Source organism: Thiofaba sp. EF100, from assembly GCF_039822285.1.
Lineage (GTDB): Bacteria > Pseudomonadota > Gammaproteobacteria > Halothiobacillales > Halothiobacillaceae > Thiofaba.
Window position 1 is genome coordinate 163,967 of sequence record NZ_JBAJEY010000003.1, and the last position, 25,654, is coordinate 189,620.

A 25,654-nucleotide genomic window follows, 5' to 3' on the forward strand; every position below is an offset into this window, starting at 1 on the left:
ACTCACTCGGCCGGAGTGGCCACACCCTCGCCCTTGCCCTTACGGCGGCGCGGGGCGCGGCGACGCTTGCGCCCGCCCTCACCTGCAGGCGCCGAGACGCCCTGTTGCTGCTCCGGGCTCGCCTCGACGAAGGCCGTCCACCAAGCCGCGTCTTCGGCCGCCTGCGGCTCGCCACTCTGGGCGCGCAGCAAGAGGAAGTCATAGGCCGCACGGAAACGGGGATGACCGTACAGGCTGGCCACCCCGCGCCCCTGGTGCAGGGCGAAACGCGGCTGCATCTCCCAGATCTCACGGGTCAAGAGCTGCAGGTGGCGTGGAATGGCGATGCGCGACTGCAGCACGCGCAGCGCCTCGTCACCGGCCTGCTGCAGCAGGATGGCATCGGGCTGACCCTCGTGCGCCAGCACCTGGGCGTGCAGCACCACCACCGGCCACAGCAGCGCAGCGAACAGGAAGGCGGTGGAGAGCGGCAACCCCTCCGCAACGCGGCGGTCGGTGTTGGCTAGCGCGGTCTCGATGAAGTGCAGCGCCGCGCCCTCGTCGCGGGTGTACTGGAGGGCCGCATCGACCGGCGGCAGCAGCCAGCGCAACAGGTCGAGGCGGCGCAGCTCGTGCAGCGAGGCCACGCCGTGGCCGGTGTGGAACAGCTTCACGCACTCGTCGAACAGGCGCGCCGGCGGGATACCCTCGAGCAGTTCCGCCAGCTCCCCCATCGGCCGCTCGGTGTCCGGGTGCAGCCGGAAGCCGAGCTTGGCGGCGAAGCGGGCGGCGCGCAGCATGCGCACCGGATCCTCGCGGTAGCGGGTCTCGGGGTCGCCCAAAAGGCGCAGCACGCCATCCTGCAGGTCCTGCATGCCACCGACGTAGTCGAGCACGGAAAAATCGGCGATGTCGTAATACAGCGCGTTGACGGTGAAGTCGCGACGCTGCACGTCATCCTCGAGGGTGCCATACACGTTGTCGCGCAGCAGGCGGCCTTGTTCGTCGGTGGCGCGGCCAGGCACGTCATCACCGGCGGCACGGAAGGTGGCGACCTCGACGATCTCCTTGCCGAACAGCACGTGCGCCAGGCGGAAGCGACGGCCGATCAGGCGGCAGTTGCGGAACAGGCGACGCACCTGTTCGGGAGTGGCGTCGGTGGCGACGTCGAAGTCCTTCGGCTCGCGGCCAAGGAGCAGGTCGCGCACGCCGCCACCGACCAGGCAGGCGCGGAAGCCGGCCTCGTGCAGGCGATAGAGGACGTTGAGGGCGTTCTTGCTGATGTTCTTGCGCGAGATGCAGTGCGCATCGCGCGGGATGATGGGGGAAGGGGAAGAATCCACGGGGTTCCGTCTGAGTGGTTTGCAGCGGGCTAAAAATGCCCGCAAGGGTACCATGAAAGCCGTGCGAACGTGGTTGATGAGTGCGATGTTGGAATGATGGGGGTGTTTCAAGTCGTATCCTGATGCCGGTACGGCGCGGGGCGGGCATTTCTTTCCCACCCCGCCTCCCCGGCCAGCAGCGGCGGCAGCTGGGTGAGGTTGCTGATGATGCCCCACGGCGCCGGGATGTGACCAGGGAAAGGCTCCCCCATTCGGTTAGCCCAGATGGCCCGCACCCCCGCATTGTGGGCTCCAAGCACGTCGTGCTCGGGGTGGTCGCCGACGTGCACCATGGCCTCTGGCGGCTCGCCCAGACGCTCAAGGGCCAGGTGGAACATGCGGGGGTCGGGCTTACCCGCCCCCGCCTCGGCCGAGTTGACCGCCAGGCGGAAGTGACGCGCGAGGCCGATGCGCTCGATGCAGGCATTGCCGTTGGAGAGCGCCACGAGGGTATGGCGGCGCGCAAGCCCGGCCAGCACCGCCTCAACCTCGGGGAAGGGCTCGACGGTGTTGCGCGCGGCGTAGAACACCGCGAAGGCCTCCTCGGCGAAGTCCTCCGCGTAGGCTGCCTCGCGGCCGAGATGACGCAGGAAGGCCTTGCGCAGGGTGGTCAGGTCATGCCGCAGCTGTGGACGGGCGCGCATGTAGTCCAGACACACCGCGTGCAGACTCTCTGGCGTATGGCCGTGGGTGATGCGCGGATAGCGCGCCTGAAGCCAGTCGAACAGCACGCGGTTGGCGCGCCGGATGACCGGCTCGATCGCCCACAAGGTGTCGTCCAAGTCGAAGCCGATGACGCGGATCATGCCGACTCCTGCAGCAGGCCGGCCGCCTCGACCAACTCGCGGGTGTAGGCCTCGCGCGGGTTGGCCAGAAGGTCGAGGGTCTCGCCCTCTTCCACCACACGGCCTTCCTTGAGGACGATGACCCGGTGGGCCATGGCGCGGATCACGCGCAGGTCGTGGGTGATGAGCAGGTAGCTCAGGCCGTGACGGCGCTGGAGGTCCTGCAGCAGGGTCAGCACCTGTTTCTGCACCGACACATCCAGTGCACTGGTCGGCTCGTCCAGCACCATCAGGCGTGGGCGCAGCACCAGGGCACGGGCAATGGCGATGCGCTGCCGCTGCCCGCCGGAGAACTCGTGCGGATAGCGCCAAAGCATGTCCGCGCCCAGACCGACCTCCCCCAGCGCCTCGATCACCCGGGCGCGGCGGGCCCCGTTGTCGAGCCCCGGCTCATGCACGCGCAGGCCCTCCCCGACGATCTGCTCGATGGTCATGCGCGGGGACAGCGCGGCGAACGGGTCCTGGAACACCACCTGGGCACTGCGGCGGGCACGGCGCAGGGTCTCGCCATGCAGGGCCTGCCAGTCCACGCCGTCGATCTTGATCTCGCCCTCGCCCGCCAGCAGGCGCAGGAGGACATGGGCCAGGGTGGTCTTGCCCGAACCGGACTCACCCACCACACCGAGGGTCTCTCCAGCGCGCAGCGCAAGGTCAATGCCGTGCAGGATGGCCTGCCCCTTCGCCCGGCGGAACAGGCCGCCGCCCTGCCCCTCGCGCACGCAGCGCACCGCACGCGCCTCGAGCACGGCCGCCTGCGCGCGCGGCGGGGCGATGTCGCGCACCGGTGCGCTTTCCAGCAGCAGGCGGGTGTAGTCGTGTGCCGGCCTGGAAAACACATCCTCCACGCCCCCCTGCTCGACCACCTCGCCCTGGCGCATGACCACCACCTGCTCGGCGAAGCGGCGAACCAAAGGGAGGTCATGGGTGATCATCAGCACCGCCATGCCCATCTCGCGCTGGAGGTGGGCCAGCAATTCGAGGATCTGTGCCTGCAGGGTCACATCGAGGGCGGTCGTGGGCTCGTCAGCGATCAAGAGTCGCGGCCTGCACGCGAGCGCCATGGCGATCATGGCCCGCTGGCGCTGACCGCCGGAGAGCTGGTGGGGGAAGGCGTCCACCTTCTGCTCGGGGTCGCGGATGCCGGTCAGGGCCAACAGCTCGATGGCGCGCTCGCGAGCGGCCTTCTCCGTCAACCCTTCATGCACGAGCAGGGTCTCGGCGACCTGACGGCCAACGGTGTGCAAAGGATTGAAGGCGCTCATCGGCTCCTGGAAGATCATGCCGATGGAGCGGCCGCGCAGGGCGCGCAGGCGGGCCTCGCTCGCATGCAGCAGATCCTCGCCCTCAAAGCGGATGGTGCCGCTCTGGCGCGCACCCTCACGGTCAAGCAGGCCGAGAATGGCCAAGGCGGTGATGGACTTGCCCGAACCGGATTCCCCGACCAGCGCGACGCGCCCCCCCGCGGGCACGTCGAAGCCGACCCCTCGCAGCACCTCGCGCTCCCCGGCCGGGGTGGCAAAGGCGAGGCGCAGGTCTTGGATGGAGAGCAGGGGTGGGTTCACTGGCAGGACGGATGGATGGCGCGGGTCATCATTCTAACAGTCCGGGGCTATCCCCACGCTCATGCCTGCCGGAGGGCATCACTCCTCGTCCAGCATGGTGTCCGAGGACTGGCCTTCGGCCTGGCTCATGCGCCGCAGGCGGCGCAGCGCCTCGAGCTGGATCTGGCGCACCCGCTCGCGGGTCACGCCGAGGATGTCACCGATGGCCTCCAGGGTGTGCGGCTCGTGCCCGTGCAGTCCGAAGCGCCGCTCGACCACCTCGCGCTGCTTGGGCTCGAGACGGGCCAGCCAGTGCTCGATGCGCTCCAGGGCAAGCTCCCCCTGCACAAGCTGGGCGGGATCATGGTTGTTCTCGTCAGGGATCATCTCCATCAGGGAATGATCCGGGTCGCCGCGCAAGGGGGTGTCGATGGAGGTGATGCGCTCGCCGTAACTCATGTGGCGCATGACATCGTCCACATCGCGATCCAGGCACTCGGCGATCTCCTCCATGGTCGCCTCGTGGTTGAGCTCCTGCGAAAGCTTGCGCGCCGCACGGTTGTAGACGTTGATTTCCTTGACGATGTGGATCGGCAGGCGCACGGTGCGGCCCTGGTTCATCAGCGCCCGCTCGATGGTCTGGCGGATCCACCAGGTGGCATAGGTGGAGAAGCGGAAACCGCGCTCGGGGTCGAACTTCTCCACCGCGCGCATCAGGCCAAGGTTGCCTTCCTCGATCAGGTCGCACAGATCGAGTCCGCGATGCATGTAACGGCGGGCGATCTTCACCACCAGGCGCAGGTTGCTGACGATCATCCGCTCACGGCCGGCCGGATCGCCGGAGCGGGCAAGACGGGCAAAATGCCGCTCCTGTTCCGGGGTGAGCAGACCGTGGTGCTCGACATCATTCAGGTAGAGGCGGGTGATGTCCGCCCCTTCCGCGCCATAGCTTCCCGCAACGAACACCTCGCCCTCACCCTCCCGCTCGACCGGCTCGTCCTCGGTCTCAGAATCGTGGAGCTCCTCCTCAAAGTGGACGGCATGGATATCGAGTCCATCTTCTTGGACACGCATCACTCGGCTCTCCGGCGAATCAGCGGCTGGCCTGCGGCAATTGCCGCAGGGGGTCGATCGGGTTGCCATCCAGGCGAATCTCGAAATGCAGCATGGGTTTGCCGGCCTCCGCCTGCCCCATGCGGGCGATGATCTGACCAGACTGCACAGTTTCGCCCTCACTGACCAATAAAGCCTGGTTATAGGCGTATGCACTCAAGAAACGCTCATCGTGTTTCAAGATGATGAGCTTGCCATAACCCGCAAGGCCCGAACCGCTGTAGACCACCTCCCCGCTCGCCGCCGCGCGCACCGGCTGGCCAAGCTCGCCCGCAATGTCGATCCCCTTGCGGGTTGCATGCCCCTGAACGAAGGTCGTGACCACGCGGCCCTCGGTGGGCCAGACCCAGGGGATCCTGCCGATTGGCGGCAGCGGGGGGGAAGCCTTGCGCATCTTGCCGGAGGCTTGCGGGCCGGGATCCGAGGCGGCCCCCTCTTGCGTCACGCGATTTTCCGCCAGCACAAGCCGCTGACCGACATGGAGGGTGTAGGGGGGACGCAGGCCGTTGCGGCTCGCCAGCTCACGCCAATCCATGTCATAGGCGGTGGCGATGGAATACAGGGTTTCCCCACGCTTGACGACATGCACGCCGTCCTCCGGGACAAAGCGGACCGCCGGCCCGGAACAACCGGTCAAGACGAGCAAGAGACCGACAACGAGAAGGCGTGCACTCGGAGACATCACGCTCTGTGGCCTAGGTCATCAGGACATAGGCCACCCCGACCACGACCACCAACCCCCAGCCAAGCCACTCCATGAACGGCCGCAGGCGTGCCTCGAAGGCGGCGCCAAAGCGCGCCATGAGCCAGGCCACGAGGAAGAAACGCCCGCCCCGTCCGCACAGAGAGGCGAGTAAGAAGGGGATGAGCGGCATGCCGAGTGCACCGGCAGTGATCGTGAAGGCCTTGTAGGGGATGGGCGAGAAGCCGGCGAGGAAGACCGCCCAGAAGCCCCATTCGGAAAACCAGGCACGTGCCTTGTCCATCGCCGGGGCATAGCCCATCTGCTCGATCCACGGCGTGAGCAGGTCGAGGAACAGGGCGCCGAGCAGGTAACCGAACAAGCCGCCCACCACCGAGGCCAGGGTGGTGAGCAGTGCCAGCCGCCACCAGGCGGGCGGGCGGGCCACGCACATCGGGGCCAGCAGCACGTCCGGTGGGATCGGGAAAAAGGAGGACTCGGCAAAGCTTAAGCCCCCCAGGAACCAGGGCGCGCGGGGGTGACCGCTCCAGCCGATCACCCGGTCGTACAGGGCGCCGAACACTCTCATCCAAACATCCTCATGCAAGGGCCCCGCTGATCAGCGGGACGAAACTGGCAGGCTCCAGCACCTGCTCGCGAAGCTCGCCTGCCTCGCGCCGGATCATCAAGAGCTTCTGCGTGCCGCCCTGCGGCCCGACGGGGATGACCATCCGCCCCCCCTCGGCGAGCTGCTCCACCAGGCGCGGGGGAAGGGTGTCCGGCGCGGCGGCCACCAGGATGGCATCGTACGGCGCATGCGCGGACCAGCCTTGCCAGCCATCCGCGTGGCGCAGGCGGACGTTAAAGCGCTCCAGAAGCCTGAGTCGTTCCCGGGCCTGATCCTGCAGGGCCTTGATCCGTTCGATGCTGAACACCTGGTTGGTGAGATGGGCGAGGATGGCAGTCTGGTAGCCGGAGCCGGTACCGATCTCCAGCACCTTGCCGGGCACGCCATCGCGCAGGATCGCCTCGCTCATGCGCGCCACGGTGTAGGGCTGGGAGAGGGTCTGGCCATGACCGATCGGCAGCGCGGTATCCTCGTAGGCACGCCCGGCGAGGGCCTCGTCGACGAACAGGTGGCGCGGGGTGCGCCGGATGGCCTCCAGCACCCGGGCATCACGGATGCCGGCGGCCTGCAGGCGCTCGATCAGGCGCTCGCGCACCCGCGGGGAGGTCAACCCGCTGCCGCGGATCAGAGGGTCACGCTGGACCGGCATCGGGCAGCCAGGCACCAAGCACGCCTAGGGCGTCGTGCCGGGTCATGTCGAAATGGATCGGGGTGACGGAGATGAAGCCCTCGCGCAGGGCCTGGAAATCGGTGCCCTCACCCTCGTCGGCCGCCGCCCCCGCCATGCCGATCCAGTAGATCGGTTTGCCGCGCGGGTCGGTGTCGGCCACCATCGGCGCGGAAGGATGGCGCTTGCCGAGGCGGGTGGCGCGCAGGCCCCGCACCGCCTCCCAAGGGCGATCCGGCACGTTGACATTGAGCAGGGTGTCGCGCGGCAAGGGGTGATCCCCCATGTTCTCGAGCAGCAGGCGCACGGCGCGACAGGCGGTGTCCAGGTGGACGGGCTCAAAGGTCTCCATCGACACGGCGATGGCCGGCAGGCCGAGCGAGCGCCCCTCCGTGGCCGCCGCCACGGTGCCGGAGTAGAGCACATCATCGCCCAGGTTCGGACCATGGTTGATGCCGGAGAGGACGATGTCCGGACGAAAGGGCAACAGGCCGGTCAGGGCCAGGTGCACACAGTCGGTCGGCGTACCGTCCACCGCCCAGACATCGTCCTCCAGGCGCTTGGGCCGCAGCGGACGGGAGAGGGTCAGCGAATTGCTCGCCCCGCTGCGGTCGCGATCGGGGGCCACAATGACCACCCGGCCGAGCGGACGCATGGCCTCGGCCAGGGCGCGCAGGCCGGGTGAGTAGACGCCATCATCGTTGGAAACCAGGATATCCATGCAACCCCGTCATGCCCCTGTGGTCGAAGCACTCACTATACTGATGGCCCGTGTTCCGTCCACCCCACCCCCGAGCCATGAACGAGGACGACATCCGACTGTTCCACGAGGCGATCGGCGCCCTGAGCGGCGAGATCCGTCCCCTCCACCATGAGCGGGTGACCCACCGGCCACCCCGTCCGTCCGCACGCCCTCGCCAGCGTGAGCTGGATACGGAGCGGATCGTCCAGGACATGCTCAGCGACTACGACCCGGGGGAGCTGGAGCATGGCGAGGTGCTGCTCTACCTGCGCGAGGGGGTCTCGCGCCAGGTGCTGAAAAGGTTACGCCGCGGGCAATACAGCGTGGGCGCGGTGCTCGACCTGCACGGGCACACGATCGATGAGGCCCGCGCGGCCCTCGCCGCCTTCCTCAACCAGCAGCGGACGGGGCCGCACCGCTGCGTGAGGATCATCCACGGCAAGGGCTACAACTCCCCCCATGGCCAGGGCAAGCTCAAACGCCTGCTCAACCGCTGGCTGCCGCAACGTGAGGACGTGCTGGCCTTCTGCTCGGCGCGACCGATGGATGGCGGCACGGGAGCGGTGTATGTGCTGTTGAAGGGGTGAGCGGGATCATCGGCCCGGGGCTGATTGTTTCAAAAGGGCTTTGAAACAGCCCGGAGGGCGCCGCTCCTACAGACAAGGCACCCTGTCTGTAGGAGCGGCGCCCCCGCCGCGACCCAATCCTAAGACGCCAAGCTACGGACGCATACTCAGTCATGCTGTCCCATGGACGGCTCGGCCACGAAGGGGAATTCCGCCACCCACATCTCCTGCCCCACGATGGCGCTCACCTTCGCCACCCAATCGCTGCGGCCGCTGCTGCACACCGGCAAGATGACCTTGGCGCGAAAGCTGCCATCGGCCTGACGGGTGAGGGTGTAGCGGTTGAGCCCCATGTCCATGCCGACCATAACGAAGTCCACCGAGGCCGCCCCGGCCTTGGGCAGGGCGGCCTCGGGCAGGCGCAGTTCGAGCTCGAAGGGGCGCAGGGGGCGCACATCGCCGCTAAGCTGTAGCGCCAGCATGCGGGGCGGATCGGAAACGGTGCACGGCCCGCCCACCGGGGAGCAGGACGGCGCGGGGAGCTTGACCACCTGCCCGGCGAAGGGCAGGTCGGGGGCGCGCAGGCGTGAGAAGTCGTGCTGGAGGACGTACAGCAACAGGCCGATGACCACTGCACTCCCCAGCCACCATTTCGCATCGCTCATCTGCATGTTGCTATCCCCTCAGCCTCAGGCTGAGCAAGGTTAGCCGATCGCCCCTCCCTGGAACAGCTGTAGGGGCGGCGCCCCGCCGCAATGAGGCACAAGGCCATCGGCCCGGGGGCGGGCCTCCTACTATGCAGGTTGAATTTTCGCCTTGTGCGGGCGCTCCAAAACCATCCTGATGGATGGTTCTGAACCCCCGTGTAGGAGCGGCGCCCCGCCGCGATGGGGCGTAAGGCCATCGGCCCGAGGGCGGGCCTCCTACGCGCTGGGTGGAATCAGTCCTTCAAACGTGCCTTGATGTTGCGGTAGTGCAGGGCCAGATCGTCCTTGAGCTGACGCGCGGCCTCGGCGGCCTCGTCCAGCGCCGCGCCGGTCTTGTCTTTCAGGGCATCGATCCGGGCAAGCAGGGTATTCCAGCCCTTCTCGGCCTCCTCCCACTCTTCGCGCACCTCCATGCCCATCAGCTTGGTCTGCAAGCGCAATTCGTCGCGCATCTGGCGCAGATCGTCCATGCCCTCGGCAAGGCGTTCCATGGGCTTGAGCCTGCGATATTGCCCCTCCAGCTCGTCCACCAGCTGACGGAATGACTCCATCATCTCGCTGGCCTGATAGGAGCCTTCGCTGCGGATGCGGCGCAGGGCGTTGCCCATGCGCTCCCATACCCGCTCGGCCTCCTGCCATTCCTCACGCGCCTCCATGCCCAACAGGTGCATCTGCACCTGCAACTCGTCGCGCTGCTGCTTGAGGGCCTCAACCGTGGTATCGAACTGTTCCTTGATCATCACAATCACCTCGCTGGGACAGGGTCATAGACGAGTGTAGACCATTACCACCAGGCACGGATGCCGGCCACGCCCTGTGCGCCCAGTCCCACGGCGACGGGAAGCTCCGCCTCCCCCACCCCGCCCAGGGCGTAGACCGGCAGGGCATGATCGGCGATCAGCGCGGCAAAGCGCGGCCAACCCAGCGTTTCCGCGCCGGGGTGCGAGGCGGTGGGGAGCACGGGGGAGAGGAAGGCGTAATCCAGCCCGAGCCTCGCGGCCTGGGCCAGTTCGACCTCGTCATGGCAGGAGGCTCCCACCCAGGTCAGGCCCTCCGGCCGCGACGACATGGCCATCAGTCGGTGGCGATTGAGGTGCACGCCATCCGCGCCGAGGCGCAAAGCCGTCTCGGGATCGGCATTGAGGATGGCGCTCGCCCCTGCGGCGCGGATCAGGGGGATGGCGTGGCTGGCGAGCGCCAAGGCCTGCCCTCCGCGCAGCACGACCATCCTGATTCCCTGGCCCAAGGCGCGTTCAAGACGGGTAAGGAACTCTGCCTCGGATGCGACCTCGCCGGTAATCAGACAACGCGACGGCAGGGCCAGGGCATTGACGATCGGCCGGTTGGCAGCCGGAAAGTCGCGCGCCTTGAGCGCGGCGGGCTCGACCCAATCGAGCGGCTGCCCCAGCCGGCCGCAGGGCTCCCCTCGCCAGGCGCTCACCCGCCAGACGTGTAACACCACTTCGCGCTCCGGATAGTGGTGGCGGACATCCATCCAGTGGTGGGCCTTAAGCGGCCGGAGGCCGACCTCTTCCTCGAGTTCGCGCACCAGGGCATCGTGCTCGGACTCGCCCGGTTCGAGCTTGCCACCGGGGAACTCCCACAGCCCGCCGAGGGGCTGATGGGGCAGGCGGCGGGCGATCAGCACCCGGCCATCATCCCCCTGGATGACGGCGCAGACCACGCGCAAGGGAGGTTTGTCCATCCTTTCGCCCTTCATCGGTTCTGGCTTGAGGCCGCCACGGCACGCGACCCCCATGGGCCCAGCGAAGTGGAAGATCGGCCCGGGGGCGGGCCTCCTACGAGCGGTGACGGGTAGGCTCCGCGACGGCTGATGCGCCCTCAGCTGCGGTATTCCGCGTTGATCTTCACGTAGTCGTAGGAGAAATCGCAGGTCCAGACCGTCTCCTGCGCCTCGCCGCGCCCAAGATCCACGCGGATGGTGATCTCCGGCTCTTTCATCACCGCCGCCGCCTCGGCCTCCACATAGGCCGGATGGCGACCGCCGTGCTCCGCCACCAGCACCGGCCCCAGCCACAGGCGCACGGTGTTCACGTCCAGGTCGGTAATGCCGGCATAGCCGATGGCGGCCAGCAGGCGGCCGAGGTTGGGGTCGGAGGCGAACAACGCGGTCTTGATCAGCGGGGAATGGGCGATGGCCTTGCCGACCTTCAGGCACTCCTCGCCATTGCGCCCGCCCGTCACCTCGATGGTGACGAACTTGGTGGCGCCCTCCCCGTCGCGCGCCAGGGCCTGGGCGAGGAACACAGCCACCTCACGCACGGCGCCGTAGAGCGCGGCATAGCCCGCCGACTGCTCAGAGTCGATGCTCACGCCCGCGGTGCCCGCGGCGATCAGGATGAAGCTGTCGTTGGTCGAGGTGTCACCGTCCACCGTCACCCGGTTGAAGGAGACGTTGGTGATCTCGCGCAGCATCTTCTCCAGGAGCGGCTGAGCCACGGCGGCATCGGTAGCAACATAGCCGAGCATAGTGGCCATGTTCGGATGGATCATGCCGGAGCCCTTGGCAATGCCGGTGACGGTGACGGTCTTGCCATCGATCTCCACCTGGCGGGAGAGCCCCTTGGCGACGATGTCGGTGGTCATGATCGCCTCGGCGGCGACCTCCCAGTTCGCCTCGCCGAGATGGGCCAAGGCCTTTGGCAGACCCGCCTCGATCCGATCGACCGGCAACGGCTCCATGATCACCCCGGTGGAGAACGGCAGCACCTGCTCGGGCGCACAGCCCAGCTGCTGGGCCAGTGCCTCGCACACCCGGCGGGCGCGCGCCAGCCCATCCTCCCCGGTGCCCGCATTGGCATTGCCGGTGTTGACCACCAGGGCGCGGATCGGCTCACCCTTGGCGAGGAATTCACGGCAGAGGGTGACCGGGGCGGCGCAGAAACGGTTCTGGGTGAACACACCAGCGACGCGCGCCCCTTCGGGCAGGGTCATGACCAGGAGGTCCTTGCGGTTGGCCTTGCGCACGCCGGCCTCGGCCACGCCCAGGCGGATGCCGGCAATGGGCTTGAGGCTGCCGGGAGCGGGGGGATTCAGGTTGACAGGCATGATGGGACTCCTGCTTCCTTGGGGTAGGGGAATGGAAAGAGACGGGTGAGGGCTGGCCCTTTACCCCCCGCTCCGCGCCCGGAGGCGGGAGAGGGGCGCAAAGGATGGCGTCAGCTCAGGCGAGTTTGCCGTGGCAGTGCTTGTACTTCTTGCCCGAACCGCACCAGCACGGATCGTTGCGGCCGAGCTTCTCGCCCTCGCGCTGGTACGGGACTTCCTTGCCCGCCGCCTCGCCGAAGTTCGCATCGACCACCTCGTCGTCGCCCCAGGTCGAGGCGCCCGGGTGGATGGCCTCGACCGGCGGGGTCGCGGGCGGCTCTTCGAAACTCGCCATCGCCTCGGGCTGCTGCACCTGCACGCGGCAGAGCACCTGGACGATGTCGTGCTGCATGCGCTCGAGCATGGCGGTGAACAGCTCGAAGGCCTCGCGCTTGTATTCCTGGGTGGGGTTCTTCTGTGCGTAGCCACGCAGGCCGATGCCCTGGCGCAGGTAGTCCATCGCCGCGAGGTGTTCCTTCCACAGATGGTCGAGCACCTGGAGCATCACGCCCTTCTCGAAGCGGCGCAGGGCCTCGGCGCCCACCAGGGCCTCCTTGCGGGCATAGTCCTCGGCAAAGGCCTGCTGGATACGCGCAAGCAGGCTCTCCTCATGCAGCTCGGCATCCTCGTCCAGCCACTGCTGGATGGGCAGCGCCAGGCCGAACTCCTCGGCCAGATGGTGTTCGAGGCCCGGGACGTCCCACTGCTCGTCCAGGCTGCCAGGCGGGATGAAGCGGTGGAAGGCGGCGGTCAGCACATCCTCGCGCATGGCAATCACGGCCTCGCTGATGTCCTCGGACTCCATCAGCTGGCGACGCTGGGCATAGACCACCTTACGCTGGTCGTTGGCCACGTCGTCGTACTCGAGCAGATGCTTGCGGATGCCGAAGTTGTGGCCCTCCACCTTGCGCTGGGCGTTCTCGATCGCCTTGGTGACCCAGGGGTGGGAGATGGCCTCGCCGTGCTGCATGCCGAGCTTTTTCATCAGCATGCCGACGCGGTCCGAGGCGAAGATGCGCATCAGGTTGTCTTCGAGCGACAGGTAGAAACGCGTCGAGCCCGGATCGCCCTGGCGGCCCGAGCGGCCGCGCAGCTGGTTGTCGATCCGGCGCGATTCGTGACGCTCCGAGCCGATCACATGCAGGCCACCGGCGGCGAGCACGGCCTCATGGCGCTGCTGCCAGGCCTCGCGCGCCTTGGCCTTGGTCGCCTCGTCGACATGACCGAGGGCCAAGAGCTCCATCTCCAGATTGCCGCCGAGCACGATGTCGGTACCGCGGCCCGCCATGTTGGTAGCGATGGTGACTGCCCCGGGGCGTCCCGCCTCGGCGACGATCTCCGCCTCGCGCTCGTGCTGCTTGGCGTTGAGCACGTTGTGCTTGATCCCGGCCTTCTTGAAGCGCTCGGAGAGCAGCTCGGAGACATCGATCGAGGCGGTGCCGACCAGCACCGGCTGCTGACGGGCGACGCAGTCCTGCACGTCGCGCAGGATGGCCTCGTATTTCTCCTCCGCGGTCAGATAGACCAGATCCGGGTGGTCGATCCGCTGCACCGGCTTGTTGGTGGGGATGATCACCACCTCCAGGCCGTAGATCTGGTGGAATTCCGGCGCCTCGGTGTCCGCCGTACCGGTCATGCCGGAGAGCTTGGCATACAGGCGGAAGTAATTCTGGAAGGTGATCGAGGCGAGGGTCTGGTTCTCGGGCTGGACGGGCACGCCCTCCTTGGCCTCGATCGCCTGGTGCAGCCCCTCGGACCAGCGGCGGCCGGCCAGAGTGCGGCCGGTGAACTCGTCGACGATGATCACCTGCTGGTCGCGCACGATGTACTCGACATTGCGGCGGTAGATGGCATGCGCACGCAGAGCGGCGTTGAGGTGGTGCACCAGCATGATGTTTTTGGCGTCATACAGGCTCTCGCCCTCGGCCAAAAGGCCGATCTGGCGCAGCAGCATCTCGGCCTTCTCGTGGCCCTGCTCGGTGAGGTAGACCTGCTTCTGCTTCTCGTCGACGGTGAAGTCGCCGCGCTCCTCGTCCGTGAGCGGTTCCTCGCCCTCCTTCGGTTCATCGCGCGCCTGGCGCTTGAACTCGGGGATCAGGCCATTGATGGCGTGGTACAGCTCGGAATTGTCCGCCGCCGGGCCGGAGATGATCAGCGGGGTGCGGGCCTCGTCGATCAGGATGGAATCCACCTCATCGACGATGGCGAAGTTGAGCGGACGCTGCATGACCTCATCCAGGCTGAAGGCCATGTTGTCGCGCAGGTAGTCGAAGCCCAGCTCGTTGTTGGTGGCGTAGGTGATGTCGCAGGCATAGGCGTCGCGCTTGGCGCGGTTGTCCATGCCCGGCACCACGATGCCCACCGTCAGCCCGAGCGCGTTATACAGCCGCCCCATCCACTCGGCGTCGCGGCGGGCCAGGTAGTCGTTGACGGTGACCACGTGCACGCCCTTGCCGGACAATGCGTTGAGGTAGGCGGCCAGGGTCGCGACCAGGGTCTTGCCCTCGCCGGTGCGCATCTCGCTGATCTTGCCCTCGTGCAGCACCATGCCACCGATCAGCTGCACGTCGAAGTGGCGCATGCCGAGCACCCGGCGGCTGGCCTCGCGGCAGACGGCGAAGGCCTCGACCAGCAGATCGTCCAGCGTAGTCCCCTGGGCGAGCCGGTCGCGGAACTCCTGCGTCTTGCCCTTGAGCTCCTCCAGCGTGAGGGCCTGCATGGCGGGTTCGAGGGCGTTGATGGCGGCGACCTGCTTGCGCAGGCGACGCAGGATGCGGTCGTTACGGCTACCGAAGACCTTGCTAAACAGCTTGCCAATCATCGCGAAACATTTTTCCTTGGAGAGATCCCTTGAACGGCCCTTGAGCCACTCAACGAGGCAGGTACGAAGCCGCTTTCTAGGCGACAGAACCGGCTCATCTTAGACCAGAGCCCCCGCCTTTGGTAGGCTGAACGCTTGCCGGAGATCCCCGCCATGGCCCTTGAGCGCCCCACCCTTCCCGCCACGCTGCTCGCCCACATCCAGCGCCGCCAGGCGCTCGAGGACGCCCTGCGCCGCGCCCTGCCCGAGGAGCTTGGCAGGCATGTGTTTCTGCTCAATGTCCGCGGCGATACCTTGGTCCTGGGTTGCGACGTGCAGGCCCTGATCACCCCGCTGCGCTTCCAGGCCCCCAAGCTTTTGGCCGCTGCTGGCGAGATGCTCCATGAGGGCCGGCCCGTGCGCGTGGCCTGGCGCACCCTCCCCCCGCCTCCCGAACGCAGCTCGCCGCTGCACCCCCGCTACCCGTCCGCCGAGATCGCGGAGGGGGTGGAGGCCGCCGCCCGCTGCGTCACCGACCCCAAGCTCGGCTCGGCCCTGCACCGGCTGGCGCGGGCGGTGGGCAAGAGAAGACCGGAGACTGACCGCCCCAAATGACGCGGGGCGCCACTGGCGCCCCGGAGATGACATAGGCAGGTTCACAACAGCAAGGTTTTCTGGAAACCCCTGCGTGGACCAAAGGATGCTTTCCCCCCTCGGCCGCGCCGTGACGAGGCCGACCGGAGGGAGGTCAAACGGCCAGGGAGGGCCGTTTGAGGTTCGCCGCCACAGGATGTGGCGTCGAACCGGCCTCCCGGAGGCGGTCTCGGCACGGGAACCCCGAAGGGGCGCGGCTGTGGGGCGTCCTTCTTTTCGCCCCGCATCGAAGACGAGCAAGAAAAGGGGCTCGCCCGCCTCAGTGCGCGACTCGACGAAGTCCAAACCTTAACGGCGGGCGAAACAGTCCCACCAGCCTATCTCCATGAGGTTTTAAACAACCGTTGAAGTGTTTTTTCGCCCGCTTCAACGCTTGTTGCTTCGAGCATACGCCCGTGCAAGCGGGCGAGTGACTTTTCTTGCTCGTGCAAGAAAAGTCACCAAAAGAACACGCCCCCGCAGGGCCGGCCCTTCGGGCAAACCCTGGCCTGATCTGCTCCAGCCGGGCCGCCCCGACGTGACTTCCTGTCACGGCGGGGCTGAATGGACCTTCCTTGGTCCATTCACCCGGCCTTCACAGACCAGGCCAGGGCGACCCCGAGGGGGATTTTCCCTCTCCCCCTGCCCCTCTCCCGCTTGCGGGAGAGGGGTGTAAAGAAAACCTTGGTTATGCCGCCGCTCAGGCCGCAGCCATCAGGGGATGATGGTAGGCAATCGGCAGTTCCGCATCGTTGAGGAAGATCACCTCCTCCCACGCCGCGGGGTCCGCCAGCAGGGCGCGCAGCAGGGCGTTGTTCAGCGCATGGCCGGTCTTGTGGCCGGTGAAGGCGCCGATCAGGCTGTGACCGAGCAGGTAGAGATCGCCGATCGCATCGAGGATCTTGTGCTTGACGAACTCATCACCAAGGCGCAAACCATCCTCGTTGAGGATGTGCTCATCCCCCACCACGATGGCGTTCTCCAGACTTCCGCCCAGGGCGAGGTTCTGCGAGCGCATCATCTCCAGGTCCTTCATGAACCCGAAGGTCCGCGCGCGGCTGACTTCCTTGACGAAGCTGGTGGTGGAGAAGTCGATCTCGGCCGTCTGCGCGGTCTCGTTCAACACGGGGTGGTTGAAGTCGATGGTCATGCGCACACGGAAGCCGTCATGCGGCTCGAAGCGCGCCCATTTGTCGCCATTGCGCACCTCGACCGGACGTTTGATGCGGATGAAGCGCTTGGGCGCGTCCTGCTCCTCGATCCCGGCAGACTGGAGGAGGAACACGAACGGGCTGGCGCTGCCATCCATGATCGGGGTCTCCGGGCCATCCAGTTCGATGTGCACGTTGTCGATCCCGAGCCCCGCCAAGGCGGACATCAGGTGCTCGACGGTGGAGATCTTCACCCCATCCTTCACCAGGGTGGTGGAGAGGGTGGTCTCACCGACGTTCATCGGATGGCCCTGGATGGCCGGACTGCCCGGCAGATCCGTGCGATGGAAGACGATGCCCGTATCCGGCGCCGCCGGGCGCAGGGTGAGCATCACCCGCTGCCCGGTGTGCAGCCCGATCCCGCTGGCGCGGATGACGTTCTTGAGCGTGCGCTGTCGAATCAAAGCTTGGTCCAGACCCATTTCAATGATCGGATTATGACACAGACACGCCCGCTACGCCCGAGCTCAGGCACCAGTCATCAGCCGGTTGAGCTTCTGCACGAAGCCCGCCCCATCCTCCAGCTGCCCGCCCTCGGCCAGCAGGGCCATCCCGAGCAGCACGCCCGACCAGTCGACGATGCGCGCCTCATCCGTCTCGCCTTTCAGGCGCCTGAGCAAGGCGTGCTCCGGGTTGATTTCCAGGATCGGCAAGGTCTCCGGCACCGGCTGGCCGGCCTCACGGTAGAGGCGCTTGAGGTGGGGCGGCAGGTCATATTCGTCCAGCACCACACAGGCCGGTGATTCGACCAGGCGACTGGAGAGGCGCACCTCCTTGACCTTGCCCTCCAGGGCCTTCTGGATGCGCTGGAGCAGCTCGTTTTGCGTCTCGTCCGCCTTGGGCGCCTCGCCCTCGGGGCGCACGCCCTCGCGGTTGATGTTGCGGATCGGCTTGCCTTCGAACTCGGTGAGGTGCGGCAGCAGCCACTCGTCGATCGCGTCGGTCAGCAGCAGCACCTCGGTGCCACGCGCACGGAAGCCCTCCAAGTGCGGGCTGTGCCGGGCCGCGGCCTCGCTCTCGGCGGTCAGGACGTAGATCGCCTCCTGCCCTTCCTTCATGCGGGCAACGTAGTCGGCCAAGGAGACGTCCTGCCCCTTGCTCGCCTCATGCGTCGAGGCAAAGCGCAGCAGGCGGGTGATCTGCTCGCGGTGGGTCGGATCCTCGGCCAGCCCCTCCTTGAGCACCCGACCAAACAGGGACCAGACCTTGGCATACACCTCCGGCTTGTCCTTCGCCAGTTCCTCCAACAGGTTGAGCACGCGCTTGGTCAGTCCGTTGCGGATCTGGTTGAGCACCTCGCTCGACTGCAGGATCTCGCGCGAGACATTGAGCGGCAGGTCGGCGGCATCCACCACCCCGCGCACGAAGCGCAGGTAGCGCGGCAGCAGGCGCTCGGCATCATCCATGATGAACACGCGGCGCACGTACAGCTTGATGCCATGTTTGGCCTCGCGATCCCACAGGTCGAACGGCGCGCGGCCGGGGATGTAGAGCAGGTTGGTGTATTCGGTGCGGCCCTCGACCCGGTTGTGGGTCCAAGCGAGCGGGGCTTCCCAGTCGTGGAAGGTCTGCTTGTAGAACTCGGTGTAATCCTCGTCCTTGAGTTCGGCCTTGGGCCGTGCCCACAGCGCGGTGGCCTGGTTGATCCGCTCAAGCTCTTCCCCACCCTCCTTCTTCATCATGATCGGGAAGGTGATGTGCTCGGAGTAACGGTGGACGATGCCGCGCAAACGCCAGGGGTCGAGGAACTCATCCTGCCCTTCTTTGAGGTGGAGGACGATCTCGGTGCCACGCCCCGCACGCTCGATGTTCTCGATGGTGTAGGCCCCCGTACCTTCCGAGCTCCAGTGCACCCCATGCTCGGCGCTCAGTCCCGCGCGGCGGGTAAAGACATCCACCCGATCGGCGACGATGAAGGCGGAGTAGAAGCCCACGCCGAACTGGCCGATCAGCTGGGCATCCTTCGCCTTGTCACCGGAGAGGCTCTCGAGGAAGTGTTTGGTGCCACTGCGGGCGATGGTGCCGAGGTTGTCGATCACCTCCTGACGGCTCATGCCGATGCCGTTGTCGCGCACCGTCAGGGTGCGGGCGGCCTTGTCGACGGCGAGTTCGATGCGCAGTTCGCTGTCGCCCTCGTACAGCCCGCCGTCCCCGAGCGCCTCGAAGCGCAGCTTGTCGCAGGCGTCGGAGGCGTTCGAAACCAATTCGCGCAGGAAAATCTCCGGATGGGAGTAGAGCGAATGGATCATCAGGTGCAGAAGTTGACGCACCTCGGTCTGGAATTCGAGCGTCTCGGTTTGACGTTCCACGGCTTGATGCTCCTTGAGTGACGAAAACGAGCGCGAATTTGGGGATCAGGGGCGGGATTTCAAGCCCCCTCGCGGGCGAGCAGCCAAGCCTTGCGCCGCCGTCCCTCCTCGCTTGCCCCCGCATACCCTCCAAGCCCCTGCGCGGCAACGATGCGATGACAGGGAATCATGATAGGGATGGGATTGGCGCGCAGGGCCCCACCCACGGCGCGGGGAGCAGTTCCTAGCCGCGCGGCCAGTTCGCCATAGGTCAGCGTCTGCCCCGGCGGAATGTCCGCAAGCGCCCGCCAGACCCGTTGCTGGAACGGCGTCCCCGCCGGGGCGAGAGGAGGGAGGTCAGGAAGGGGATCGCGGGCAAAATAGGCCGTAAGCCAGGCCAGAGCCTGCATGGCACAAGGACCAGGCGGGTCGGGAACAGGGACAGGAGGGAACGGGAGGTCAGCGACCGCTACGACCGCGCCATCGACACAGCTAACTTGCAGCCAGCCGAGCGGCGTATGCAGGACCCCCTGTTCAACTGCCATGCGTCAGAAACAACAAAGGCCCCGTCGGGGCCTTTGTGGGCTATCAGGAAGCGCGCGAGGCGAGCTTTTCCTTGATGCGTGCGGACTTGCCGGTACGGCCGCGCAGGTAGTAGAGCTTGGCGCGACGCACATCGCCCTTGCGCTTGACCTCGATGCTGGCGACGTTCGGGCTGTAGAGCGGGAAAACGCGCTCAACGCCTTCGCCATGGGAGATCTTGCGCACGGTGAAGGCGGAGTTCAGACCGCGGTTGCGCTTGGCGATCACCACACCCTCGAAGGCCTGCAGACGCTCGCGGTCGCCTTCCTTCACCCGCACATTCACGACGACGGTGTCACCCGGGGCGAAGTCCGGGCGCTCTACGCCGGCCATCATTTCAGCTTCAAGCTGAGAAATCACGTTGCTCATGTTCATTACCTCATCTTCGATTCGTCGCTTGCCGTCGGTTTGCAGAGATCAATGCCGCATTCCTCATGCGAGCCCTCCAGCAAACGACGCTCACCTTCCGTCATACGCCTGACCGCGAGCAGCTCGGGCCGCCGCCGCCAGGTTCGCTCCAGCGCCTGCTTGAGGCGCCAGCGCTCGATCTCTTTGTGGTGCCCCGAAAGCAGGACTTCCGGAACACCGCGCCCATCCACCACCTCCGGGCGCGTGTAGTGCGGGCAGTCCAGCAGGCCCGCCATGAACGAGTCCTGCACCGCCGACTCGGCATGCCCAAGGGCCCCAGGCAGCTGACGGATCACCGCATCGATCAGCGCCATCGCCGCCGGTTCACCGCCGCTGAGGACAAAGTCCCCGAGCGAGAGCTCCTCGTCCACATCCATCTCGAGCACGCGCTCGTCCATGCCCTCGTACCGCCCGCACACCAGCACCATGCCGGGCAGGCGGGCCAGCCGGTTCACCTCGGCCTGATCCACCCTGCGCCCCTGCGGGGTGAGGGCGATCACCGGGCTCCCCTGCGGGGCCGCCGCGCGCGCCGCATGGATCGCGTCGCGTAGCGGGGCCACCTTCATCAGCATGCCCGGTCCGCCCCCGAAGGGACGGTCGTCCACCGTACGGTGGCGATCGTGGGTGTAGTCCCGCGGGTTCCACAACCCAAGATGCACCAGTCCGGCCTCGCGTGCGCGGCGCGGTATGCCGTGCTCGGCGATCACCCGCACCAGTTCGGGAAAGAGGGTGACGACCTCGATCTGCATCATCCCCTCCTCGAACATTGCACCGAATGGATGCGGGATCTCAGAATTCGGGATCCCAGTCCACGATCATGCGGCGCGCCTCGAGGTCAACCTCGAGCACCACCTGATCGGGCACAAAGGGCACCAAGCGCTCGCGCTCGCCCTTGATAACGAGCACGTCGTTAGCCCCCGTCTCGAGCAGGTGATCGATCTCACCGAGCTCAACCCCTTCCTTGGTCGCAACCCGCATGCCGATCAGGTCACGCCAGTAATATTCCCCTTGGGGCAGGCGGGGCAGCTTGGCGGGGTCGACGGCGATCTCCGCACCAGAAAGGCTTTCCGCATGATTGCGGTCGTTCACCCCTTCCAGCTTGGCGACCAGCCCTTTGCCCTGAAACTTGACCGACTTCACACGAAAGTCGGCCCACCCGTCCTTGAGCCTGAGCTGCCACATCCTGTAACGACCGATGTCATCCATCGGCCGCGTTTCGGAATGGATCTTCACCCACCCCTGGATACCGAAAGCCGCGAGCACCTTGCCCAACAGGACCCGATCTGCGCTCTCAGTCATCATGCCCATTCACTTGGTCGCCAAGACGACCCCAGGATTCAGGCGGCGGCTTGCGCCTTGCCAAATTCCTTGATCAGGGCGGCGACACGCTCGCTCGGCTGGGCACCCTTGGCCAGCCATGCGTTCATGCGCTCGGTATCGATATGCAGACGCACCTCGGCACCACGGGCGACCGGGTTGAAGTAACCCAGGCGCTCGACGTTGGCGCCGCTGTCGCGGGCCTTGCGGCTGTCGGTCACGATGATGTGGTAGAAGGGGCGCTTCTTCGCGCCGCCACGAGCCAGACGGATGGATACCATGCGATTCTGAACCTTGTGTCAAAGTCTGGACCGCACATACGGTCCGCCAAAATAAAGCCCGGTATTGTAACGACCGGGCACAAAAAAGGAAGCTTTTTCTTCCCGGCCGTCAGAACGGCATGCCGGGCAGGCGCCCCTTGAGACTGCGCATCAGCTTGCCCATGCCACCACCGGAGAGCTTCTTCATCATGTCGCGCATATCGGCATGCTGCTTGAGCAGGCGGTTGACGTCCTGCACCTGCATGCCCGCCCCCGCCGCGATGCGGCGCTTGCGCGAGCCCTTGATCAACTCCGGATGGCGCCGCTCCTGCGGGGTCATCGACTGGATGATGGCGATCATACGCTTCACATCACGGTCGTTGGCCTGCGCCTTGACATGCTCGGGCAGTTTGCTCACCCCCGGCAGCTTGTCCAAGAGGCTCGCCATGCCCCCCATGTTGAGCATCTGCTCGAGCTGGGTCTTGAGATCCTCCATGTTGAAGGACTTGCCCGCCTTGACCTTATCGACCAGCTCGCGCGCTTTTTCCTGGTCGATCTTGCGGGTCGCCTCCTCGACCAGGGAGAGCACATCACCCATACCGAGGATACGCGAGGCGACCCGCTCGGGGTGGAACGGCTCCAGTGCCGCCAGCTTCTCGCCCTGGCCGAGGAACTTGATCGGCTTGCCGGTGATGTAACGCACCGAGAGCGCCGCCCCGCCCCGCGCATCGCCATCGGCCTTGGTGAGGATCACACCAGTCAGCGGCAGGGCGTCGTTGAAAGCCTTGGCGGTGTTGGCGGCATCCTGACCGGTCATGCTGTCGACCACGAACAGGGTCTCGATGGGGTGCAGCGCGGCATGCAGGCGGCGCGCCTCGTCCATCATCGCCTCGTCGATGTGCAGGCGGCCGGCGGTATCGACCAGCAACACATCCATGTGACGGATGCGTGCCTCGTGCAGCGCAGCCTGGCCAATCGCAACTGGATCCTGCCCCTGGCTCGAGGGGAAGAACTCCACCCCGACCTGGGCGGCGAGGGTCTCCAGCTGCTTGATGGCCGCCGGACGGTAGACGTCGCAGCTCACCACCATGACCTTCTTCTTCTGCTCCTTGAGCAGGCGGGCGAGCTTGCCCACGGTGGTGGTCTTGCCCGCGCCCTGCAGACCGGCCATCAGCACCACGGCCGGCGGCTGGGTGGCGAGATTCAAGGCCTCGTTGGCCTCCCCCATGATCGCCACCAGCTCGTCGTGCACGATCTTGATGAAGGCCTGGCCCGGGGTGAGGCTGCTCAGCACCTCCTGGCCGACCGCACGCTCCTTGACCTTGGCCGTGAACTCGCGCACCACGGGCAGGGCGACATCGGCCTCCAGCAGCGCCATGCGCACCTCGCGCATCGCCTCCTGGATGTTCTCCTCGGTCAGACGGCCCTGGCCGCGCAGCTTGTCAAGAAGGCCGGAGAGTCGTTGGGTCAGGTTGTCGAACATGACGGTTCCTCAATCAGAAAACCGGACGGTCCGGGTTTCATTGGAGCGGATTGCACCCAAGGGGTGTTCACGAAGTCAAGGGTTTCTTTCCGCCCCTCGCCCGCGTGCGGGAGGCGTGCCGGGAGAGGGGAGGAATCCCCCCTTGGGGCCGCCCTGGGCTGGCCTGTGGAAGCCGGGTGAAAGGGCCATGGATGGCCCTTTCAGTCCCGCCGCGACAGGAGGTCGCGTCGGGACGGCCCGGCTGGAGCAGGTCAGGCCAGGGTTTGCCCGAAGGGCCGGCCCCGTGGGGGCGTGTTCTTTTGGTTACTTTTCTTGCACGAGCAAGAAAAGTAACTCGCCCGCTTGCACGGGTGTTTGTGCGAAGCTGCAAGCATTGAAGCGGGCGAAAAAGCACTTCAACGGTTATTCAAGGCCGCTTTGAGGCTGGTGGCCTGGTTTCGCCCGCCTCAAGCCGCGCACTTCGAACGGCCTGAATCGCACGCGGGCGAGTGCCTTTCTTTGCTTGCCCAAAGAAAGGCACCAAAGAAAGGGCACCCCCGTGGGGTCGCCCTTCGGGCAAGCCATAGCCGGGGCCGCTCCGACCGGGCCGTCCCGACGCGACTTCCAGTCACGACGGGACTGAAAGGGCCATCCATGGCCCTTTCACCCGGTCTCCACAACCCCGTCCATGGCGCCCCCAAGGGGGATTTACCTCTTCCTACGCCCCTCCCCCCCGCCCCGCCTCCCGCAAGCGGGAGAGGGGTGTAAAGACTTCGTTTTCCCTACACGGCCATGCGTTGTTTGCCCGCTGGAGCGCACACCATCACTCGCTGGCCGAGGCCCGCCCTGCGCGCTTGCGCTCGTTCTCGGTCAGGTGCTTCTTACGGATGCGCACCGCCTTCGGGGTGACCTCCACCAGCTCATCGTCGTCGATGAACTCCAGCGCCTGCTCCAGGGTGAAGCGGATCGGCGGGGTAAGGATGATGGCCTCGTCCGAGCCGGAGGCGCGCACGTTGGTCAGCTTCTTGCCCTTCAGCGCGTTGACGGTGAGGTCGTTGTCGCGCGAGTGGATGCCGATCACCTGGCCCTCGTACACCTCCTCGCCGTGGCCGATGAACAGGCGCCCGCGCTCCTGCAGGTTGAAGAGGGCATAGCCGAGGGCCTTGCCGGTCTCGTTGGCGATCAGTACCCCGTTGATGCGCTGGCCGACGGTGCCCGGGCGGTACTCCCCGTAGTGGTCGAACACCGAGAACAACAGGCCGGTGCCCTGGGTGGCGGTCAGGAACTCGGTGCGGAAGCCGATCAGGCCACGCGAGGGGATGATGTACTCCAGGCGCACTCGGCCCTTGCCATCCGGCTCCATGTTCTTCAGCTCGCCACGGCGCATGCCGAGCTTCTCCATCACCGCGCCCTGATGCTGCTCCTCGATGTCGACCACCAGCTGCTCGTACGGCTCCTGCTTGACCCCATCCACCTCGCGGATGATGACCTCGGGGCGGCCGATGCCAAGCTCAAAGCCCTCGCGGCGCATGTTCTCGATCAGCACGGAGAGGTGCAGCTCGCCGCGGCCGGAGACGCGGAACTTGTCCGCATCATCGGTATCCTCGACCCGCAGGGCGACGTTGTGCAAAAGCTCCTTGTTCAGGCGGTCGCGGATCTGGCGGCTGGTGATGAACTTGCCTTCCTTGCCGGCGAAGGGCGAGGTATTGACCTGGAAGGTCATGCTCACGGTCGGCTCGTCCACGGTCAGGGGCGGCAGCATCTCCACGTTGTCCGGGTCGCACACGGTATCGGAGATGAACAGCGGATCGAGGCCGGAGAAGGCGATGATGTCGCCCGCCTGGGCCTCGGGCACCTCGACGCGGTCCAGGCCGTGGAAGCCCATGATCTGCAGCACCCGGCCGGAACGGATGTTGCCGTCGCGGTCGATCACCTTGACCGGGGTGTTGGTCTTGACCTTGCCACGCTTGATGCGCCCCACGCCGATGATGCCCATGAACGGGTTGTAATCGAGGCTGGAGACCTGCAGCTGGAACGGGCCGTTCAGGTCGACGTCCGGGGCCGGCACGTTCTTGACGATGGCCTCGTACAGCGGGGTCATGTCACCCTCCCGCACATCCGGGGAAAGGCCGGCATAGCCGTTCAGGGCCGAGGCGTAGACCACCGGGAAGTCGAGCTGCTCCTCCGTCGCGCCGAGGCGGTCGAACAGGTCGAACACCTGGTCGATGACCCAGTCCGGACGGGAACCTGGGCGGTCCACCTTGTTGACCACCACGATGGGCTTGAGGCCGTGCTGGAAGGCCTTCTGGGTCACGAAACGGGTCTGCGGCATGGGGCCGTCCACCGCATCGACGATCAAAAGCACGGAGTCCACCATCGACAGCACGCGCTCAACCTCACCGCCGAAGTCGGCGTGGCCCGGGGTGTCGACGATGTTGATGCGGTATTCCTCGCCCTGCGGGCTGGTCCAGCGGATGGCGGTGTTCTTCGCCAGGATGGTGATACCGCGTTCCTTCTCGATCTGGTTGGAATCCATCACGCGCTCGCCGACCTGCTCGCGCTCGCCGAAGGTACCGGACTGTTTCAGGAGCTGGTCGACCAGCGTGGTCTTGCCATGGTCGACGTGAGCGATGATGGCGATATTGCGGAGGTTCTGGATCACAAAACGGTCTCTGGAAAAAGGGGGCGGTTTTTGTTAGGCGGCGGATTATACGGATTGCCGGTTAAAATGAC

At 66.4% G+C, this 25,654-nt stretch carries 24 protein-coding genes; 2 read left to right on the top strand and 22 right to left on the bottom strand.

The features are described 5' to 3' along the window. Positions 1–2 precede the first annotated feature (2 nt). The 8 genes from pcnB to surE form a co-directional block, all read right to left on the bottom strand. The gene (gene pcnB, locus V6D91_RS07540) at positions 3–1,322 is read right to left on the bottom strand and encodes a polynucleotide adenylyltransferase PcnB (RefSeq protein ID WP_347319197.1); all 1,320 of its coding nucleotides are present in this window, start codon (positions 1,320–1,322) and stop codon (positions 3–5) included. A gap of 107 nt (positions 1,323–1,429) precedes the next feature. Next, on the bottom strand, positions 1,430–2,167 hold the full coding sequence (locus V6D91_RS07545) for an HAD family hydrolase (RefSeq protein ID WP_347319199.1): 738 nt from the start codon (positions 2,165–2,167) through the stop codon (positions 1,430–1,432). Continuing rightward, positions 2,164–3,768 carry a dipeptide ABC transporter ATP-binding protein gene (locus tag V6D91_RS07550; RefSeq protein ID WP_347319201.1) on the bottom strand — a complete coding sequence of 535 codons (1,605 nt, stop codon included), beginning with the start codon at positions 3,766–3,768 and terminating at the stop codon, positions 2,164–2,166. The genes V6D91_RS07545 and V6D91_RS07550 overlap by 4 nt, the downstream gene beginning before the upstream one ends. A gap of 78 nt (positions 3,769–3,846) precedes the next feature. Then, positions 3,847–4,821, bottom strand: coding sequence for an RNA polymerase sigma factor RpoS (gene rpoS / locus V6D91_RS07555; RefSeq protein ID WP_347319202.1), 975 nt, complete (start codon positions 4,819–4,821; stop codon positions 3,847–3,849). 19 nt (positions 4,822–4,840) lie between these two features. Beyond that, on the bottom strand, positions 4,841–5,542 hold the full coding sequence (locus tag V6D91_RS07560; protein ID WP_347319204.1) for a peptidoglycan DD-metalloendopeptidase family protein: 702 nt from the start codon (positions 5,540–5,542) through the stop codon (positions 4,841–4,843). 13 nt (positions 5,543–5,555) lie between these two features. Beyond that, positions 5,556–6,131 carry a YqaA family protein gene (locus V6D91_RS07565; protein ID WP_347319206.1) on the bottom strand — a complete coding sequence of 192 codons (576 nt, stop codon included), beginning with the start codon at positions 6,129–6,131 and terminating at the stop codon, positions 5,556–5,558. Between the two features lie 10 nt (positions 6,132–6,141). Continuing rightward, positions 6,142–6,819 carry a protein-L-isoaspartate(D-aspartate) O-methyltransferase gene (locus V6D91_RS07570; RefSeq protein WP_347319207.1) on the bottom strand — a complete coding sequence of 226 codons (678 nt, stop codon included), beginning with the start codon at positions 6,817–6,819 and terminating at the stop codon, positions 6,142–6,144. Then, positions 6,803–7,558, bottom strand: coding sequence for a 5'/3'-nucleotidase SurE (gene surE, locus V6D91_RS07575; RefSeq protein ID WP_347319209.1), 756 nt, complete (start codon positions 7,556–7,558; stop codon positions 6,803–6,805). Before surE ends, V6D91_RS07570 begins: the two co-directional genes overlap by 17 nt. Before the next feature lie 77 nt (positions 7,559–7,635). Between surE and V6D91_RS07580 the strand changes: the two genes are divergently transcribed. Further along, a complete protein-coding gene (locus V6D91_RS07580) occupies positions 7,636–8,166 on the top strand; it encodes a Smr/MutS family protein (RefSeq protein WP_347319211.1) in 531 nt (176 codons plus the stop codon). 146 nt (positions 8,167–8,312) lie between these two features. On the opposite strand, the gene V6D91_RS07585 is transcribed toward V6D91_RS07580, so the two are convergent. The 5 genes from V6D91_RS07585 to secA form a co-directional block, all read right to left on the bottom strand. Further along, a complete protein-coding gene (locus tag V6D91_RS07585) occupies positions 8,313–8,816 on the bottom strand; it encodes a hypothetical protein (protein ID WP_347319213.1) in 504 nt (167 codons plus the stop codon). A gap of 269 nt (positions 8,817–9,085) precedes the next feature. After that, positions 9,086–9,592, bottom strand: a complete 507-nt coding sequence (locus V6D91_RS07590) for a hypothetical protein (RefSeq protein WP_347319215.1) — start codon at positions 9,590–9,592, stop codon at positions 9,086–9,088. A gap of 44 nt (positions 9,593–9,636) precedes the next feature. Next, positions 9,637–10,557, bottom strand: coding sequence for a Nudix family hydrolase (locus V6D91_RS07595; protein WP_347319217.1), 921 nt, complete (start codon positions 10,555–10,557; stop codon positions 9,637–9,639). Positions 10,558–10,694: 137 nt separating this feature from the next. Further along, positions 10,695–11,921 carry a bifunctional glutamate N-acetyltransferase/amino-acid acetyltransferase ArgJ gene (gene argJ / locus V6D91_RS07600; RefSeq protein WP_347319219.1) on the bottom strand — a complete coding sequence of 409 codons (1,227 nt, stop codon included), beginning with the start codon at positions 11,919–11,921 and terminating at the stop codon, positions 10,695–10,697. A gap of 115 nt (positions 11,922–12,036) precedes the next feature. Continuing rightward, the gene (gene secA, locus V6D91_RS07605) at positions 12,037–14,781 is read right to left on the bottom strand and encodes a preprotein translocase subunit SecA (protein WP_347319221.1); all 2,745 of its coding nucleotides are present in this window, start codon (positions 14,779–14,781) and stop codon (positions 12,037–12,039) included. A gap of 153 nt (positions 14,782–14,934) precedes the next feature. On the opposite strand from secA, the gene V6D91_RS07610 reads away from it, so the two are divergent. Then, the gene (locus V6D91_RS07610; protein ID WP_347319223.1) at positions 14,935–15,375 is read left to right on the top strand and encodes a DciA family protein; all 441 of its coding nucleotides are present in this window, start codon (positions 14,935–14,937) and stop codon (positions 15,373–15,375) included. A gap of 718 nt (positions 15,376–16,093) precedes the next feature. Here V6D91_RS07610 and lpxC read toward each other — a convergent pair. From lpxC to typA, 9 genes are all read right to left on the bottom strand, one after another. Then, positions 16,094–17,008: a UDP-3-O-acyl-N-acetylglucosamine deacetylase gene (gene lpxC / locus V6D91_RS07615; RefSeq protein ID WP_347319225.1), complete on the bottom strand. Its 915-nt coding sequence runs from the start codon at positions 17,006–17,008 to the stop codon at positions 16,094–16,096. Between the two features lie 63 nt (positions 17,009–17,071). Then, positions 17,072–18,913: a molecular chaperone HtpG gene (gene htpG / locus V6D91_RS07620; RefSeq protein ID WP_347319227.1), complete on the bottom strand. Its 1,842-nt coding sequence runs from the start codon at positions 18,911–18,913 to the stop codon at positions 17,072–17,074. A 59-nt stretch (positions 18,914–18,972) separates the two neighbouring features. Then, complete coding sequence (locus tag V6D91_RS07625; protein WP_347319228.1) at positions 18,973–19,302, bottom strand: methylated-DNA--[protein]-cysteine S-methyltransferase; 330 nt, start codon at positions 19,300–19,302, stop codon at positions 18,973–18,975. 178 nt (positions 19,303–19,480) lie between these two features. After that, positions 19,481–19,843, bottom strand: coding sequence for a 50S ribosomal protein L19 (gene rplS / locus V6D91_RS07630; RefSeq protein ID WP_347319230.1), 363 nt, complete (start codon positions 19,841–19,843; stop codon positions 19,481–19,483). A 5-nt stretch (positions 19,844–19,848) separates the two neighbouring features. Beyond that, entirely contained in the window at positions 19,849–20,631 is a 783-nt protein-coding gene (gene trmD / locus V6D91_RS07635; RefSeq protein WP_347319232.1) for a tRNA (guanosine(37)-N1)-methyltransferase TrmD, read from the bottom strand. Positions 20,632–20,671: 40 nt separating this feature from the next. Then, positions 20,672–21,154: a ribosome maturation factor RimM gene (rimM, locus tag V6D91_RS07640; protein WP_347319234.1), complete on the bottom strand. Its 483-nt coding sequence runs from the start codon at positions 21,152–21,154 to the stop codon at positions 20,672–20,674. A 65-nt stretch (positions 21,155–21,219) separates the two neighbouring features. Then, positions 21,220–21,480, bottom strand: a complete 261-nt coding sequence (gene rpsP / locus V6D91_RS07645; protein ID WP_347319235.1) for a 30S ribosomal protein S16 — start codon at positions 21,478–21,480, stop codon at positions 21,220–21,222. A 109-nt stretch (positions 21,481–21,589) separates the two neighbouring features. Beyond that, on the bottom strand, positions 21,590–22,942 hold the full coding sequence (ffh, locus tag V6D91_RS07650) for a signal recognition particle protein (protein WP_347319236.1): 1,353 nt from the start codon (positions 22,940–22,942) through the stop codon (positions 21,590–21,592). A gap of 802 nt (positions 22,943–23,744) precedes the next feature. Beyond that, positions 23,745–25,583, bottom strand: coding sequence for a translational GTPase TypA (typA, locus tag V6D91_RS07655; protein WP_347319238.1), 1,839 nt, complete (start codon positions 25,581–25,583; stop codon positions 23,745–23,747). Between the last annotated feature and the right edge of the window lie 71 nt (positions 25,584–25,654).